Source organism: Hamadaea tsunoensis DSM 44101 (genome assembly GCF_000428945.1).
GTDB classification, from domain to species: domain Bacteria; phylum Actinomycetota; class Actinomycetes; order Mycobacteriales; family Micromonosporaceae; genus Hamadaea; species Hamadaea tsunoensis.
Map to the genome: position 1 here is coordinate 1 of NZ_AUAX01000003.1, position 15,094 is coordinate 15,094.

Genomic DNA, 15,094 nt, shown 5'->3' on the forward strand with positions numbered 1-15,094 from the left:
TACCGGGGGGTGGGGCAGCTCGCCCGGGCCGTCGACGCGCTGCGCGACCACTTCTACGACTGCGTGGACTCCTTCGGCGCCGATCACGAGTACACCCTCGCCGCCCGCATGTCGTACGCGAACACACTGCGCGAACGGGGCAGCCGCTCCGACCTCACCCAGGCGCACCTGCTCGCCGAGGAGGCCGCCAGCACCTACCAGCGCATCTTCGAACCCCGCAATCCGCTCACCCTGGTCGCCGAGGTGAACCTGGCCGCCATCCTGCGCGCCGAGGGGGAACGCCAGCGGGCCCGGCAACTGGACGCACTCGCGTACGAAGCACTGCGGGACGCGCTCGGCGAGCGGCACCCGTACACGATCGCGACCGCCGTGAACCGGGCCACCGACCTGTCCCTGGCGGGTGACCGCAAGGGCGCCCTGGAGCTGTCCGAGGAGGCCTTCCGCAAGGCCGCCGAGGGCCGCGGTCCCAGCCACCCGCACACCCTCGCGGCGGGCGCGAACCTGGTCCTCGACCGGATCGCCGCCGGCGCCACCGAGAGCGCCGAGGAACTGCTGGAACACGTGCTCGGCCGGCTGCGGCGGACACTGAGCACGGACCATCCGATGATCACGGCTGTCGCGAGTGGAATACGCATCGAATGCGATATAGAACCGCCGGCGACATGAGCCCGCGTCGCCTGCCTGACAGCTGATTCCGTACTTTTCCGCAGGCCATTCGTCAAGAATCGTCAAGACGGGTTTCACCCGTCGCGCGACGGCTTCGTGGAAGCCATCATACACGTGACAGGTGAGCACACCCCCGCTCAAGAGCGGGGGTGTGCTCGCTTCCCGTGTCGTGATCGCCAGATCCCGGCCACAATATATGGAGGTCCATCGTTGAACGCACCGGCGACGGGCAGACCGGAGTGGGCACCTCTGGTCGACGTATCCACCATGTCCATGAGCGACCTGATCGGCAACTCCGACTCGGTCCTGGCCAAGTCCGTCCAGCGGCTCGCCGACAGCCTCGACGACCCTGACGGGATCATTTCCGCCTTCCAGTCGTTCACGTCCGCATCATGATCGATCCGGCGGTCATGATCGATGCGGGCGGCCCGGTGCCGGCTCCCGCTCTCGGTGTGGCCGCCGGGTCTGTCGACGAGGGTCACCGCCGCGCCGCGGCGTGGCCCTATGCGGAGTTGGACATAGCGGCGCTCCGGGCGTCGGGCTGGCGGCCCACCCCGGTGCGGGAGTTCATTCTCAAGATCCATCAACGGTGCAATCTGGCCTGCGACTACTGCTACGTGTACGAGTCGGCGGACCAGAGCTGGCGCGACCGCCCGGCGGCGATGCCCGTCGAAGTACGCCAGGCGGCGGTCGCGGCGATCGGCACCCACGTACGCCGGCACGAGCTGACCCGGATCCGGATCGTCCTGCACGGCGGCGAGCCGCTGCTCTACGGCCTGGACCGGATCGCCGCACTGATCGCGGAGGTACGCGCGGGCGTACCGGCGACCTGCGCGGTGGAGTTCGGCATGCAGACGAACGCCGTCCTGCTCACCGCCCCGGCCCTGGTACGCCTGCGGGAGCTGGGTGTCGTCGTCGGCGTCTCGGTCGACGGGGTCGAGGCCGACCACGACCGGCACCGGGTGACCCGGGCCGGCAAGGGCAGCTTCGCGTCCGTCTCGCGCGCGCTCGGCCTGCTCCGGTCGCCCGAGTACCAGGCCGTCTACGGCGGGCTGCTGTGCACGGTCTCGCCCGAGAGCGATCCGATCGCCTGCTACGAGCAGCTGCTGGCGTTCGCGCCGCCGCTCATCGATTTCCTGCTGCCGCACGCCAACTGGGCGTACCCGCCGTCGCGGCCGGCCGGGTCGCCGACCGCGTACGCGGACTGGCTCATCGCCGTCTTCGATCGCTGGTACGACGCGGGCGGGCCGATGCGCGTACGGATCTTCGAAGACGTGATCAACCTGCTGCTCGGCGGGCCCAGCCGCTCCGAGCAGGCGGGACTGAGCCCGGCCGCGATCTGCGTCGTCGAATCGGACGGGGCCCTGGAACAGGTCGACGCCCTCAAGTCCACGTACGCCGGCGCCTGTGCCACCGGCCTCAACGTCCTCACCGACGACCTCGACCGGCTGCTGGAGCACCCCGGGGTGATCGCGCGGCAGATCGGCGTACAGGCGCTGTCCGACGACTGCCTCGCCTGCCCGATCCACCGGGTCTGCGGTGGCGGCCACTACGCCCACCGGTACGCCCCGGTCACGGGGTTCCGCAACACCTCGGCGTACTGCGCCGACATGCAGAAGCTGATCAACTACATCTGGAAACGCCTCGACGCCGACGTCCGCCGGCTCGCGGTGTGGGGGAAGGCATGAGCATCTACCACGAACTGCCCTCGGACGTCTTCGACCGGCTCGCCACGGGCGGCGGCGGAGCGGACGCGATCGCGTACCTGCGGCGGGCCCAGCTCAGTCGGCACCGCCAGCTCATCGGCCTGCTGCTGTCGGCCTGGCCCGGGGATCCCGCCCAGCGCGACGGCCTGGTCGACGCCCTCGACCGGGCGCAGCGCCAGGACCCCGCCGCCTTCGCCGAGGTCTTCACCGCGCCGCTGGTCGGCGCGTGGACCGGCATCACGGTCCGCGCCCACCGTCAGGGCCAGGCCACGCCCGCCGACTTCGCGCACCTCGGCGGCTTCACCATGGTCGCCTGCGCCGCCGCGGGAGTCGACGCGCAGACCACCATTCCGGTACGCGACGGCGAGGCGAGCCTGCCCGGCCTCGGCGTGGCCCTGTTGCCGGGGGCCGACGAAGCGCTCGTGACGGTCGAGGACAGCCGGTTGACGGTCCGGGGCGGCGGCGCCGTCGTCGAGGTCCCCGCCGACCCGAGCCGACCGGCCGCCGGCTGGCTTCCGGTGTGGATCCTGGCCAACGCGGCCGACGCGGGCATCCCGGCCCGCATCGAACTCGACGACCTCGACCCGTACCGGCACGGCCACCACGCCCCGCCCGCGAGCCGGCTCGCCCCGGCCGAGCTGGACCTGTGGCGGGAGAACTTCGCCGACGCCTGGCGGATGCTCGACTCCCGGCTCCCGGGGCGGGCCGCCGAGCTGGCCGCGGGGCTGCGCGTACTGGTGCCGCTGGCACAGACCGACGCGCGGGCGGCCCGCAGCGCGACGATCCGGCACGCTTTCGGCGTCTTCGGCCTGACCCGGCCGCCGTCGGTGGCGGACTTCGCGGTCACGCTGGTGCACGAGTTCCAGCACTCGAAGCTGAGCGCGCTGCTCGATCTGGTCCCGATGAGCGACCCGAACGACGGGCGCCGGTTCTTCGCGCCCTGGCGGCTCGACCCGCGCCCGCTCGCCGGCCTGCTCCAGGGCGTGTACGCCTTCGTCGGCGTCGCCGAAACCTGGTGTGCGCTGCGCGACGTGCCCGGCATCGGGCAGTTCGCCGAGGAGCAGTTCGCCGAGGCCCGGATCCAGGTCGATCTGGGACTGACCTCGGTCGAGGAGTCCGGCGCGCTCACCCCGGCCGGGGAGAACCTCGCGGCGCATCTGCGCCGGGTCACCGACGGGCTGCTCGCGGTGCCGATCCCGGCGCAGACCGCCCAGGCGGCCGAAGCCTCGTTGGCGGAGAACCGGCAGCGCTGGCTCGACCGGCAGCTCGCCACCGCCTGACGATTCCTGACCCAATCCCGAAAGAAGCCCCCGATCCGGAGACCGGACGGGGGCTTCTTTCACGTCGGTACGCCTTACGTCGGCGGCGCCTCGATGTCGCCCTCGGTACGCTTGCCCTCCGCCGCCGCCACGACCTCGGGATGACCGTCGGAGAGCGCGTCGCGCAGGCCGGACAGCGACTCGTCGAAGAGTACGTCCGCCCGCGCCTCCTCGCCGATCGCCCGCAGGTCGTGCGAGAGGTTGATCGCCCGCATCAGCAGGTACGGGTGCTCGGAGTTGCCGCGGGCCTCGTGCCGGCCGCCGGCCACCTCGCGGGTGAGTTCCAGCATCTGCTCCGACAGGGCGACCGCCTCGGCGTGCCGGCCCAGGCGCGAGTAGTCCGTGGCCAGCGAGGCGCCGGCACAGATCGTGTACGGGTGGTCGGCGCCGAGGACGTCGGCCAGTTCGGTGTAGCAGCGCTCGTCGACCTCGGCGGCCCGGTCCATGTCGCCGACCGCCCGCAGGATGATCCCCTGGTTCACCAGCGCGACGAGGGTCAGCGGGTTGCGCGGGCCGAAGTCCGCCTCGTACCGCGTCAGGGCGTCGCCGATCTGCCGTTCGGCCTCGTCCAGGTCGTTCACCTGGCGCAGGGCGTTGGCGAGGCTGACCGTGGCGGCGACCGAGAACTCGTGCGCCAGCCCGAACCGGGCCGTGACCCGGCTCTGGTTGATCTGCATCATCTCGACGGCCTCTTCGAGCTGGCCGACCTTGCGCAGCAGGGTGGCGTGCGTCCGCTCGGCCAGGATGACCTGGCTGTGCGAGGCACCGAACAGGCGCTCCAGCTTGGGCCGGGTGTCGACGACGATCTCCAGACCGGCCTCGTAGGCGCCCATGCCGTAGTAGCTGCGCGCGACGTTGATCGTGGCGGCGAGCGCCCGGCCGTCGTCGCGGCTGATGTCCAGCCAGTGCTGGCGGACCTCCTCGTCGAGCCGGACCGCGTCCGGGAAGCGGCCCACCATGCGGTGGTCGACGGCGAGGTTGGACTGGGCGCGCAGGGTGTAGTGCGACCCTTCGGGGAACACCGACCGGTGCTGGGCGACCAGGTTGGTGTCGAACTCGAGCGCCTCCTTGTACCGGCCCTGGATACGCAGGTCGGCGCCGATCTGGTTGGCCAGGATCAGCGTGACCTCGTGGGTGGGTCCGATCGCCGGGTTCTCGCTGAGCTCCCGGTACGCCTCGGCGGTGTGCTCGGCGGCCTGGGTCGCCTGGCCGAGCGTACGCATCGCGTTGGCCAGGTGACCGCGCATGATCTGCGTCATCTCGCCGTGCGGACCCAGTCGGGGGCTCGACGTGTCGACGCGCCAGGCCTCCCACGCCAGCCGGGCGAGCCGGCGGCTGTTCTCGTAGTCGCCGGTGACGAACAGGGTCCGGACGTGGTCGAGGACGACCTGGCGGCCTTCGACGTTCTGGGCGTGGATCATGTCCGACGGTTCGAGGTGCGGGCCGATCTCGCGCTGCAGGGCCTCGACGTTGTCCTGGTCGTCCGGGTCGCCGGGGTTCGCCGCGGTGAGTAGGTTCTGCGCGTTGCGCCGCGTACGCTCGGCCAGCTCCTCGGGGAGGCTGTCGCGCAGCACCAACTGCACGAGCCGGTGGACCTGTACGCGCCGCTCGGCGTCGATCTTGGCCAGCCCGTACCGGCTGAGGTCGCGCACGATCCGGCTCATGGCGATCGAGGAGCCGAGCGTCTCGCGCAGCGGGCTGCTGATGTCCGCGTCCTTGCCGAACCGCAGCAGCGACAGCGAGACCGGCTCGCCGCCGAGATAGGACAGCAGCTCGAACAGCTGGGCCGTGGCCAGCGCGCTCTCCCGCAGCGTCTGCACGGCGACCGTGACGAACGCGGCGACGGTCAGCGGATAGCTCGCCGGCTTGCCCTCGGAGAGCAGGTCGCGGATGTGGTTGTCGAGCAGCGCGATGTACTCCTTGATGGGCATCGCGGTGGCCAGGTACCAGGCGGCCGCCTGCTCGAGCGCGAGCGGCAGGTCGCCCAGCTTGTCGGCGAGCTCGCCGGCCTCGACCGAGGAGATGCGCGGCGTGCCGTCGTCGCCCTGCGTACGCCGCTGCAGCAGCTCGACGCTCTCGGCCCGCTCGAAGACGTTGACCTCGATCGCCTCGCCGACGGTGGACCAGTCGAGGTTCCGGGTCGTGATGATCACGTGGCCGCCCGTGGACGGCAGCAGCTGGTCCAGGTCGGCCGGGTCGTCGGCGTTGTCGTAGATGAGCAGCCACGACCGGTCTCCCGTGGCCAGCGCGTCGAGCACCGTGCGCGCGGTCTGCTGCCGGTCTTCCAGCACGGGCAGGTCGAGCCGCTCGGCGAGCTGCGCCAGCGAGGACAGGACCGTCGAGGTCTGCTCCGCCGCGATCCACCACACGATGTTGTATTCGTCGAGGTGCCGGTACACGTACTCGATGACGAGCTGCGTCTTGCCGACACCGCCGAGGCCGTGCAGGGTCTGCGGGAGCACGGACGCCTTGGAGCCGATGCGCAGCGCGTCGCTCAGCCGGTCGAGCAGCACCGCGCGGCCGGTGAAGTTCCGGTTCCGCAGCGGTACGCCGCCGCGGATCGGCGGGAAGTCGTCGCGGCTCGGCCGGGCCGCGACCGTCGGCGGCACGGGCCGCTCCTCGCGCTGCGTGGGCGCCACCGGCGGGCGGCCGGCGCCGCGCTCGCTGACGGTCCGCAACGCGGACAGGTCGGACTGGCTGACGCCCAGGCCGCCGGCCACCAGGTCGGTCCAGCGCCGCAGGTCTGCGCCCTTCGTCCCGCCGACCATGTGGGCCAGCCGGTCGATGAAGGTCAGCAGCTGGGGTACGCCGTCGTCCGGCAGCGGCAGCGCCTCGAGCATCCGGATCGCCTCGGACAGGTCGAGCCAGGCGCGCAGCGAGCGCAGGTCGTCGGCGTCGACGAGGTTGTTCACGGCGTCGGCGACCAGCGGCAGCGGAATCGCGGCCAGGTGCGCGGCGAGCGCCTCCCGGTCCTGTGTGGACAGCAGCGCGTCGCCGCTGTCCTCGGCGAGGGCGCTGACGGCCGACAGATCCTCGCCCGGCGAGTGCGTCCGCACGATCTGCGCCAGCGCGGGCAGGCCACCGCTGAAGAACGCGCAGGCCCGCACGATGGCGTTGAGATCGCGCCGGGCATCGGCGAACCGGGTGGCGTCCAGCGGCCGGCGCAGGCTCGCCTCCAACTCCTCCATGCACTGGTCGCGCACGTCGGAGTCGCGCAGGCTGTCGAGCCGCAGGAGCGCTTCGAGCAGACTGTCGAGCCGGCTGGAGCCGAGAATCGTTTCCGACACGGGCACTCATTCCCCATGCATATCGATGCTGCTTATCGAAGCCGTCTGGTCACCGATGGTATCCGACCGTTCGGCACCCCCGAAACATCAAAGCGCGTGAATCATCTTCGCCCGCTTCGACAGTGGCTCCCATCATGCCAGCGAACGGAGATCAACAGCAGGCCCGACATCCCGAAGTGGAACGCCCGGCCGTCTATATCGGATTGTCGTATATCGGATCGCCGACACAGCGGTCCGGACGGCGTACCTAGCGCGGGCGACGCCACCGCCAGTTCGCCTCGGCTTCGGCCGGCGGCGGGCCGGGAAGCGTACCGGCGGGGGCGGCGAGGCCGTCGACGATCACCGCGAGGTAGCGCCGGCGCAGCACCCGGGTCCGGTCGGCATCCGGTACGCGGATCGCCGCGCACGCCTCCAGCACGAACCCGATGTCGTTGACGTCGGCGCCGGGCCGCAGCCGTCCGCTGTGCCGCGCCCGCTCGACGATGCCCGCCACGAGTACGCCCGACCGGCGCGCGTCCGCGGCCATGTCCTCCGTCGGGGTGAACGTCCCCGCGAGATGGACCGTCAGCGAGTGCACGTCGGCGTCCACGACGTCGGCCAGGAACCCGGTGAACGCCGCCCACCCGTCCGGCTCGGCCGCGGCTGCCTCCGCTATCTCGTTGAACCGGCGCAGCCCGTCGTGGCACAGCCGGCGCAGCAGGTCTTCCTTGTTCGCGTACCGCCGGTAGAGGGCGCTGATGCCGACGCCGGCCCGCTCGGCCACGGCCGCGATCGGCGCCTTCGGGTCCGCCAGGAACACCTCCCGGGCGGCCGTCAGGATCACGCCGTCATTGCGCGCGGCCTGTACGCGCCGCCCGGAGAGTGCCGTCATACTCGGAAGCATAAGCGGAACGAATCATTCCGGTCCAGTAGGGGGCCCGGCCGGGATCAGTGATACTGGTGCACCACGGCGTGACCCCTGCCCCGCCCGATCATCCACCGGTTGACCGGCCAGGTCACGACGAACGCGAGCGCCAGCGAGAACGCCAGCGACCCCCAGAAGAGCAGGTCGCCGAGGCCGGCGTCCATCGCGCCGGGAACCCCCACCATCACCGTGTTGTCGATCAGCTCCATGACCGCGATCGACACCGTGTCGGCGGCCAGCGCCACCTTGGCCGCGGCCGCGAAACCGAGGCCGGCCTTCAGCACACCGCGCATCGTCAGGGCGTAGCCGAAGACGAACGCGAGGATGATCGAGACCACCACGGTCGTGGCGTTGTGCCACCCGAAAGCGGTCCCCAGCACCATCCCCAGCACTTCACCGATCGCACACCCGGTCAGGCAGTGCAACGTGGCCTGAGCCGCCATCCGCCACAGACCTCCGGCACCTTGCCCCTGATGCCCCTGATGATCCATATGCCCGTGCTGCATGTGCTCGTGATCCATACAGCAAAGATACCCCCAGGGGGTATGACTATCAAGATCCACCCACCCGCGCGCCGGCGGCGAACGACGGCGAAGGATGCGTCGCCCCACTCACCTGGCAGTGAGGCGCCCCAGCGCCGAACGGTCTCCCGCGCGAGGAGCGGAGGTGAGATCGACGAACCCGGGACATGAACTTGATCCTAAAAAAGATCTTGAACTTGATCGAAAAATCACCCCCACCAGAAGAGCGTGGCGATGACCGCGTAGAGCGCGATCATGACCGCCCCTTCGAGCCAGTTGCTCTCCCCGTCGAACATCGCGAGCGCGAGGATGACCACCGTCAGCAGCACCGCCGCCACCAGCAGCGGGGCGAAGACCAGCGTGAGCGTGGTCGCGGTGAGGAGGCTGAGCAGGACCAGGGCCGGCGCCATGACCAGCGCGATCTGCAGCGGGCTGTTGATGATGACGCTGACCGCGTAGTTCATCTGGTTGCGGGCGGCGAGCTGGATGCCGACGACGTTCTCGATGGCGTTGCCCGCGATGGCCACGATGACGAGGCCCGCGAACGCCTGCGAGATGCCGAGCTGATCCATGGCCGGGGTAAGGGCGGCGACGAACCAGTCCGAGACGAAGGCCGCCCCCACGCTCGCGGCAGCCAGCAGCGTGACCGCGAGCCACAGCGGCCACCGCGGCGGCTCGTGCCCGGCGGTGTCGGCGGGCTCGGCCCCCTTGCGCCGGCGCAGCGAGGCGGGCAGCGACAGCGCGAAGATCCCCAGCAGCACGATGGAGATCACGATGGACAGTGCCCGCTCATGCTGGGCCACCGGCGCGTGCAGGAGGTCGGCGAGCGCCGGCAGGACCATGGCCGAGGTCGCCAGGAACAGCAGGACGACCGTCGAGCGGATCTGCGCCGAGTCGAACTTCTGCGACCCGTGCTTCAACCCGCCGACGAGGAAGGCCGCCCCCAGCACCAGCAGGGCGTTGGACAGGATCGAGCCGATGATCGAGGCCTGCACGACCCCGATGAGCCCCGCTTTCAGGGCGAAGAAGCCGATGAACAGCTCCGGCAGGTTGCCCAGCGCGCTCTGCAGCACGCCCGTCGCGCCGGCGCCCAGCCGGTCGCCCAGTTGCTCCACGGATCGGCCGACGAGCGAGGCGAGGAGCGCGACCGCCAGCGCGGCGGCGACGAACGCGACCACCACGGGCAGGCCGGCGTAGTGGCACAGGGCCGCGAAGCCTATCGCCACCCCAGATCCTATGAGGATCACCAGATCGGAACGGATGAAAAGGGAAGGACGCACGACTGCGGAGGGGGTGGCGGACATGGCCGCCATGATGGCAGAACAGATCAACTCCCGCGCGCCGGGAAAGCCTTACGGGACCTCACCCCGTGACGCGGCCGCCCGACAGGTCGATCGTGACGCCCGTCAGCCAGGACGCCGAGTCGGAGGCCAGGAACAACGCGGCCGAGGCGACGTCGGCCGGCGTACCGAGGCGTTGGAGGGGATGGCCCTGCGCGACCTGTTCCTGGACCTGCGGCGGCATCATCGCCGCCACCCGCTCGGTGAGGATGGACGACGGTGCGATGCAGTTCACGCGTACGCCGGCCGGGCCGATCTCCGTCGCGAGGTGCCGGACCAGCATGACGAGCCCCGCGTTGGCCGCCCCGTACGCGACGTTCGCCTTGCTCGGCTGCCGCCCCGAGGTCGAGGACATCGCGATGATCGAGCCCCGGCCGCGGTCGATCATGGCCGGCAGGAAGGCGCGGATGGTCAGGAAGGCCGAGGTCAGGTCGGCGTCGATGATCTCGCGCCAGCGTTCCGGGCTCATCGCGGCGGCTGGCTCGGGCCGGCCCTGCCCCCCGGCGAAGGCGCACAGGACGTCGACCGGACCGGCCTGATCGGCGATCGCGGAGATCGCGGCGAAGTCGGTCACGTCGGCGACGTAGGGCGTACCGCCCGTCTCGGCGGCGACCTTGTCGAGGGCCTCCCGGTCCCGGCCGACCACGCAGACGCGGGCGCCCTGATCGGCGAACGCCCTGGCGACCCCGGCGCCGATACCGCGGGAGCCACCGGTGATCACGACCGTCCGGTCGCGCAGGTCCGGATACGTAGCAGTCATGGGCTCATCATCGAACACGCCGCAGCGAGCGGCATCCGGTGGATCCCCTGAACCGGACACACGGGCCTCTCCGCCTCATTACCCTCAGATCATGACGGGGCGACACGAGACGGTGACCCAGCGACCCTGGCAGCGCTGGCGGTGGACCCGGTGGCTGGCCGACAACGGCGTCTCCACCCGCTCGGCCGGGCTCGTGATCGGCGTACTGCTTCTGCAGCTCGGGTTCATCGCGAGCTACCTGGCCGCCTTCCACGAGCCGAAGCCGCACGAGATCGCCGTCGCGGTCACCAGCGCCCAGACCGCGACCCAGCTCAACGCCCTGCCCGGCGATCCCGTCAAAGCCGAGGTGTACGCGACCGACGCGGCCGCCCGGCAGGCGATCGAGGACCGGAACGCGTACGGGGCGTACCTGAACGGGGCGCAGTCGGACACCCTGCTCGTGGCGGGCGCCAACGGCTCGACGCTGTCCCTCGCCCTGGCGGACATCTTCACGCAGGTCAACAAGCAGACCGGTCGGCCGCTGGTGGTGACCGACATCAAGCCGCTGCCGAACGGGGACCCCCGCGGCCTGTCCGGCTTCTACCTGATCGTCGGCTGGACCGTCGGCGGCTACCTGGTCGCCTCGGCGCTCAGCATCAGCGTCGGATCGCGCCCGGCCAACAGCAAGCGGGCCGGCGTACGCCTGGCCGCGCTCGCGATCTACTCGGTCGTCTCGGGGATCGCCGGGACCGCCGTCAGCTACTGGATCGTCGGCGGAATGCCGCACCACTACGTCCCGCTCGCGGCCATGGGCGCGCTGCTCGTCTTCGGGGTCGGCGCGACTACCATGGCGTTGCAGGTCGTCTCCAGCATCCTCGGCATCGGCCTGGCCGTGCTGCTGTTCGTCATCCTCGGCAATCCGAGCGCGGGCGGGGCGTACCCGAGTCCGCTGCTGCCCGGATTCTGGCGGGCGATCGGGCCGTGGCTGCCGCCGGGCGCGGGCATGTCGGCGTTCCGCGGGATCGTCTACTTCGGAAACGCGAAGATCGGCTTCCCGCTCCTGGTCCTGGCCGGGTACGCGCTCGTCGGCACCGCCGGCACGCTGCTGTTCGCGGCGCGGCGGCCGAAGGTCGCGGACGCTATTGACGAATTCGGTACGGATTGACCCCTCGACAGGGAGCCGCCCGGTTGGCCAGACTCGGAGCATGGCTGGCAGACGCGGGCGTCTGGCCCTCGCCCTCGCGGAGGCGGGAGTCTGGCGCTCGGCCGACCCCGAGGAACGCGAGCGGCAGTTCGCGGCCGTCCTGTCCGGCGACTATCCCTTGAACCTGCCGGTCTTCGACGACGTGACCTTCCCGGCCGACGGGGAGGCGCTCACCGAGGGCGGTGTGGAGAAGCTGCTCGACGCGATGACTCCCGCGCTCGCCGAACACGGGCTGGCGTTGCGCGTACGCCGGTTGCGCCGCGACGAGCACGACTACGTGATCGACGTGAACGGCCGGTTCTGCCGGATCCGGACGGCCGGGGAGCAGGGGCGCGCGGCGACCGTCCGGCCGCTCGCGATCGTCAACGACCTGCTCGCCGCCGCCGGTACGCCGTTACGCGTGTTCACCCTGTACGCGGGCGGGAGCGAGGGGCTGGCGCTGCTGCTGGACCCGCGGGTCGTGCGGGCGATGAAACTGAGCGGGTTGTACGACCGCCGCGAGCTACCGGAGCTCGCGGCGGTGTGAAACCGTTGTGCTACAAGGGATGTGCGGGCTCACCGCGCCGGCGGCGGACCCCAGGGCGAAGTGTCGTCCTTGCTCTCGGACGCCGTCGAGTCCGACGGCCACGCGGAGGCGGCCGGCGTGGTCGCCGTGACCTCCTCGGTGGGACCGTCCGCCGGCCGGTAGGGCTCCGGGGACACCGGCGCCACGGCCGCGCCGAGCGGCTCCTCGTCCTTCGGCCACCGGCGCCACCGGCCCGCGCTCACGATGCTCACCAGCAGCATCGCGCCGACCACCGGGATGATCCCGTTCGCCAGCGGGGGCAGCAGGTTGACCGTGTGCCCGGCCACGTCCGACTGCCGGTTGAAGATGTCGTCGGCGGTCTTCGGCACGAAGACGAGAACCGCCGCGCTCGCGACATAGACGACGCCCGCGACGAGCGGACCGAGGGGTGAGACGCGCAGGCTGCCGATGAGGCCGGCGAGCAGGCCCGCGCCCACGAACACGGCGGCCGCGACGAGCAGCTTCGAGTCGTAGGCCGTGACCGGCCCCGACTTCTGCACATCGGCGGTGACCGCCGCGCCGTACGCGATGAGCGCCCAGGCCACCGGAGCGATCACCACTCCAGCCAGCAGGCTCCATAAATGACGCATGTGAGGGACCTTATAGAGTTCCCGCCGCAGCGCAACCCATCGGCGGATGGCCGTAATCTGACATCGTGAACGACACGACGCCCAGGCCGACCGCGTACTCGCGGATCACGTTGAGCCGGATCATGACCGCGCTGGACGTCAATCTCTACGGCACGGTCCACGGCGGCGTCATCATGAAGTTCGTCGACGACGCGGCCGGCGCGGTGGCCGCCCGGCACTGCGGGTTCAACGCCGTCACCGTCGCGATCGACGAGATCGAGCTGATCGTCCCCGTCCGGGTCGGCGACCTGGTGCACGCGAAGTCCCAGGTCAACTGGGTCGGCACGACGTCGCTGGAGATCGGTGTGACGGTCCTCGCCGAGCGCTGGAACGAGGGCGGCCGCACGCCTGAGCGGGTCGCCACGGCGTACCTCGCGTTCGTCGGGATCGACGAGAACGGCAAGCCGCGCGAGGTCCCCCCGGTCACCCTGGAGAACGCCACCGATGAGCGCCGCTTCGCCGAGGCGCTCATCCGGCGCGAGCACCGGCTCGCCCGGCGCCGGGCCATCGCGGCCCACCGCCGCGAACCCCGTAGCTAGAGGCTCGCCTGCAGCGCCGCGTTCTTCTCGGCCACGACGTCGATCAGATTCCCGGCGTACGCGACGAGCTTCGCCTGCAGTTCGGGGTCGGACGCGGCGAGGATGCGTACCGCGAGCAGGCCGGCGTTGCGGGCGTTGCCGATGGCCACCGTGGCGACCGGGATGCCGGCCGGCATCTGCACGATCGACATCAGCGAGTCCATGCCGTCCAGGTACTTCAACGGCACCGGTACGCCGATCACCGGCAGCGGCGTCACCGACGCGACCATGCCCGGCAGGGCCGCCGCGCCCCCCGCGCCCGCGATGATCACCTTGAGGCCGCGGCCGGCCGCCTGCTGCCCGTACTCGATCATCGCGACCGGCGTACGGTGGGCCGAGACCACGCTGACCTCGTAGTCCACGCCGAACTCGGCGAGCGCCTCGGCGGCGGCCTTCATGGTCGGCCAGTCGGAGTCGCTGCCCATGATCACGCCGACGGTCATGCCGTCCCCTCCCCGGATTCCGCGCTCGGTTCGCTGCCGTAGGTGAGCCAGTGCGCCGCCCGGGCCGCCCGCCGGCGGGTGTCGCCGAGGTCCACGCCCAGCGCGGTGACATGCCCGATCTTGCGGCCGGGCCGGGTCTGCTTGCCGTAGAGGTGCACCTTGACGCCCGGTTCGGCGGCGAACAGGTGGTGCACCCGCTCGTCGATCGCCATGCCGCCGTCGGGGCCGCCGAGGACGTTGGCCATCACGACGACCGGGGCGGACATCGACGTGTCGCCCATCGGGTAGTCGAGGACCGCGCGTACGTGCTGCTCGAACTGGCTCGTCCGGGCGCCCTCGATGGTCCAGTGGCCGCTGTTGTGCGGGCGCATCGCCAGCTCGTTGACGCTGACGCGGCCCTGCTTGTCGACGAACAGCTCGACGGCGAGCATGCCCACCACGCCGAGCTCGGTGGCGATCCGGATGCCCAGTTCCTGGATCTCCGCCGCCTGCTGCTCCGGCAGATCGGGCGCGGGCGCGAGCACCTCGACACAGATGCCGTCCTGCTGGACGGTCTCCACCACCGGGTACGCGGCGACCTGTCCGAACGGCGACCGGGCGACCTGCACGGCGAGTTCGCGGTCGAGGTCGACCTTCTCCTCGGCCATGAGGTCGACGCCGCCGTCGAGCAGCGCCCGGGCGTCCTCCGGCGAGTGCAGCACCCAGACGCCCTTGCCGTCGTAGCCGCCGGTGACCGCCTTGCCGATGACCGGCCAGCCGACCTCGTCGCCGAACGCCTTCAGGTCCTCGGGCGAGTCGACCGGCGTCCAGCGGGGCATCGGCGCGCCGAGCTCCCCCAGGCGTACGCGCATCGCCCGCTTGTTCTGCGCGAAGTGCAGCGCGTCGGCCGACGGGTACAGCGTGACCCCTTCGGCGGCGAGCGTGCGGATGAAGTCGCCGGGCACGTGTTCGTGGTCGAAGGTGACCACGTCGCAGCCCTCGGCGAACGAGCGCAGGGCGTCGAGGTCGAGGTGGGAGCCGAGCCGGACGTCGGCCGCGACCAGGGCGGCACCGTCGTCGGGCGAGGTGGCGAGTACGCGCAGCGACTGGCCGAGGGCGATCGCGGCCTGGTGGGTCATGCGGGCGAGCTGGCCGCCGCCGACCATGCCGACCGTGGGCAGTCCGGTCCTGGTGTCCATCGCGCGCAAGCCTAC

15 protein-coding genes are annotated in these 15,094 nt (G+C 71.2%); 7 read left to right on the top strand and 8 right to left on the bottom strand.

Annotated elements, in window-relative coordinates; genetic code table 11:
* The 4 genes from G401_RS43585 to G401_RS43590 all read left to right on the top strand — a co-directional run.
* A partial coding sequence (locus G401_RS43585) for a tetratricopeptide repeat protein (RefSeq protein ID WP_034590841.1) occupies positions 1–666 on the top strand: 666 nt, incomplete at its 5' end.
* Between the two features lie 273 nt (positions 667–939).
* A complete protein-coding gene (locus G401_RS58250; protein ID WP_281174139.1) occupies positions 940–1,062 on the top strand; it encodes a hypothetical protein in 123 nt (40 codons plus the stop codon).
* The gene (locus G401_RS0105060; protein WP_245601620.1) at positions 1,059–2,354 is read left to right on the top strand and encodes an FxsB family cyclophane-forming radical SAM/SPASM peptide maturase; all 1,296 of its coding nucleotides are present in this window, start codon (positions 1,059–1,061) and stop codon (positions 2,352–2,354) included. The genes G401_RS58250 and G401_RS0105060 overlap by 4 nt, the downstream gene beginning before the upstream one ends.
* A complete protein-coding gene (locus G401_RS43590; protein WP_034590842.1) occupies positions 2,351–3,652 on the top strand; it encodes an HEXXH motif domain-containing protein in 1,302 nt (433 codons plus the stop codon). Before G401_RS0105060 ends, G401_RS43590 begins: the two co-directional genes overlap by 4 nt.
* A gap of 74 nt (positions 3,653–3,726) precedes the next feature.
* On the opposite strand, the gene fxsT is transcribed toward G401_RS43590, so the two are convergent.
* From fxsT to G401_RS0105095, 5 genes are all read right to left on the bottom strand, one after another.
* Positions 3,727–6,978: an FxSxx-COOH system tetratricopeptide repeat protein gene (gene fxsT / locus G401_RS0105070; protein ID WP_027341644.1), complete on the bottom strand. Its 3,252-nt coding sequence runs from the start codon at positions 6,976–6,978 to the stop codon at positions 3,727–3,729.
* A 247-nt stretch (positions 6,979–7,225) separates the two neighbouring features.
* Positions 7,226–7,849 (bottom strand): TetR/AcrR family transcriptional regulator, encoded by a 624-nt coding sequence (locus tag G401_RS0105075; RefSeq protein ID WP_211240685.1) that lies wholly within the window; start codon positions 7,847–7,849, stop codon positions 7,226–7,228.
* A gap of 56 nt (positions 7,850–7,905) precedes the next feature.
* Positions 7,906–8,325, bottom strand: a complete 420-nt coding sequence (locus tag G401_RS0105080) for a DUF4396 domain-containing protein (RefSeq protein WP_027341646.1) — start codon at positions 8,323–8,325, stop codon at positions 7,906–7,908.
* 287 nt (positions 8,326–8,612) lie between these two features.
* The gene (cax, locus tag G401_RS0105090) at positions 8,613–9,629 is read right to left on the bottom strand and encodes a calcium/proton exchanger (protein WP_245601621.1); all 1,017 of its coding nucleotides are present in this window, start codon (positions 9,627–9,629) and stop codon (positions 8,613–8,615) included.
* A gap of 136 nt (positions 9,630–9,765) precedes the next feature.
* Positions 9,766–10,503: an SDR family NAD(P)-dependent oxidoreductase gene (locus G401_RS0105095; RefSeq protein WP_027341648.1), complete on the bottom strand. Its 738-nt coding sequence runs from the start codon at positions 10,501–10,503 to the stop codon at positions 9,766–9,768.
* Between the two features lie 91 nt (positions 10,504–10,594).
* Here G401_RS0105095 and G401_RS43595 point away from each other — a divergent pair, with 91 nt between their 5' ends.
* A complete protein-coding gene (locus G401_RS43595; protein WP_157545354.1) occupies positions 10,595–11,647 on the top strand; it encodes an ABC-2 transporter permease in 1,053 nt (350 codons plus the stop codon).
* A 40-nt stretch (positions 11,648–11,687) separates the two neighbouring features.
* Positions 11,688–12,212, top strand: coding sequence for a hypothetical protein (locus G401_RS43600; protein ID WP_051366174.1), 525 nt, complete (start codon positions 11,688–11,690; stop codon positions 12,210–12,212).
* Positions 12,213–12,241: 29 nt separating this feature from the next.
* Here G401_RS43600 and G401_RS43605 read toward each other — a convergent pair whose 3' ends face one another.
* On the bottom strand, positions 12,242–12,841 hold the full coding sequence (locus G401_RS43605) for a hypothetical protein (RefSeq protein WP_157545356.1): 600 nt from the start codon (positions 12,839–12,841) through the stop codon (positions 12,242–12,244).
* Positions 12,842–12,963: 122 nt separating this feature from the next.
* On the opposite strand from G401_RS43605, the gene G401_RS0105115 reads away from it, so the two are divergent.
* A complete protein-coding gene (locus G401_RS0105115; RefSeq protein ID WP_084556905.1) occupies positions 12,964–13,419 on the top strand; it encodes an acyl-CoA thioesterase in 456 nt (151 codons plus the stop codon).
* On the opposite strand, the gene purE is transcribed toward G401_RS0105115, so the two are convergent.
* Together purE and G401_RS43610 are read right to left on the bottom strand one after the other, a co-directional pair.
* Entirely contained in the window at positions 13,416–13,901 is a 486-nt protein-coding gene (gene purE / locus G401_RS0105120) for a 5-(carboxyamino)imidazole ribonucleotide mutase (protein ID WP_034590844.1), read from the bottom strand. The genes G401_RS0105115 and purE overlap by 4 nt on opposite strands.
* Positions 13,898–15,079: a 5-(carboxyamino)imidazole ribonucleotide synthase gene (locus tag G401_RS43610; protein ID WP_034590845.1), complete on the bottom strand. Its 1,182-nt coding sequence runs from the start codon at positions 15,077–15,079 to the stop codon at positions 13,898–13,900. The genes purE and G401_RS43610 overlap by 4 nt, the downstream gene beginning before the upstream one ends.
* Positions 15,080–15,094: the final 15 nt, after the last annotated feature.

Coding starts and splice junctions, on each gene's coding strand:
- G401_RS58250 (WP_281174139.1), top strand. CDS start 940: ATGAGCGACCTGATCGGCAACTCCGACTCGGTCCTGGCCAAGTCCGTC.
- G401_RS0105060 (WP_245601620.1), top strand. CDS start 1,059: ATGATCGATCCGGCGGTCATGATCGATGCGGGCGGCCCGGTGCCGGCT.
- G401_RS43590 (WP_034590842.1), top strand. CDS start 2,351: ATGAGCATCTACCACGAACTGCCCTCGGACGTCTTCGACCGGCTCGCC.
- G401_RS0105075 (WP_211240685.1), bottom strand. CDS start 7,849: ATGACGGCACTCTCCGGGCGGCGCGTACAGGCCGCGCGCAATGACGGC.
- G401_RS0105080 (WP_027341646.1), bottom strand. CDS start 8,325: ATGGCGGCTCAGGCCACGTTGCACTGCCTGACCGGGTGTGCGATCGGT.
- G401_RS0105095 (WP_027341648.1), bottom strand. CDS start 10,503: ATGACTGCTACGTATCCGGACCTGCGCGACCGGACGGTCGTGATCACC.
- G401_RS43595 (WP_157545354.1), top strand. CDS start 10,595: ATGACGGGGCGACACGAGACGGTGACCCAGCGACCCTGGCAGCGCTGG.
- G401_RS43600 (WP_051366174.1), top strand. CDS start 11,688: ATGGCTGGCAGACGCGGGCGTCTGGCCCTCGCCCTCGCGGAGGCGGGA.
- G401_RS43605 (WP_157545356.1), bottom strand. CDS start 12,841: ATGCGTCATTTATGGAGCCTGCTGGCTGGAGTGGTGATCGCTCCGGTG.
- G401_RS0105115 (WP_084556905.1), top strand. CDS start 12,964: ATGACCGCGCTGGACGTCAATCTCTACGGCACGGTCCACGGCGGCGTC.
- purE (WP_034590844.1), bottom strand. CDS start 13,901: ATGACCGTCGGCGTGATCATGGGCAGCGACTCCGACTGGCCGACCATG.
- G401_RS43610 (WP_034590845.1), bottom strand. CDS start 15,079: ATGGACACCAGGACCGGACTGCCCACGGTCGGCATGGTCGGCGGCGGC.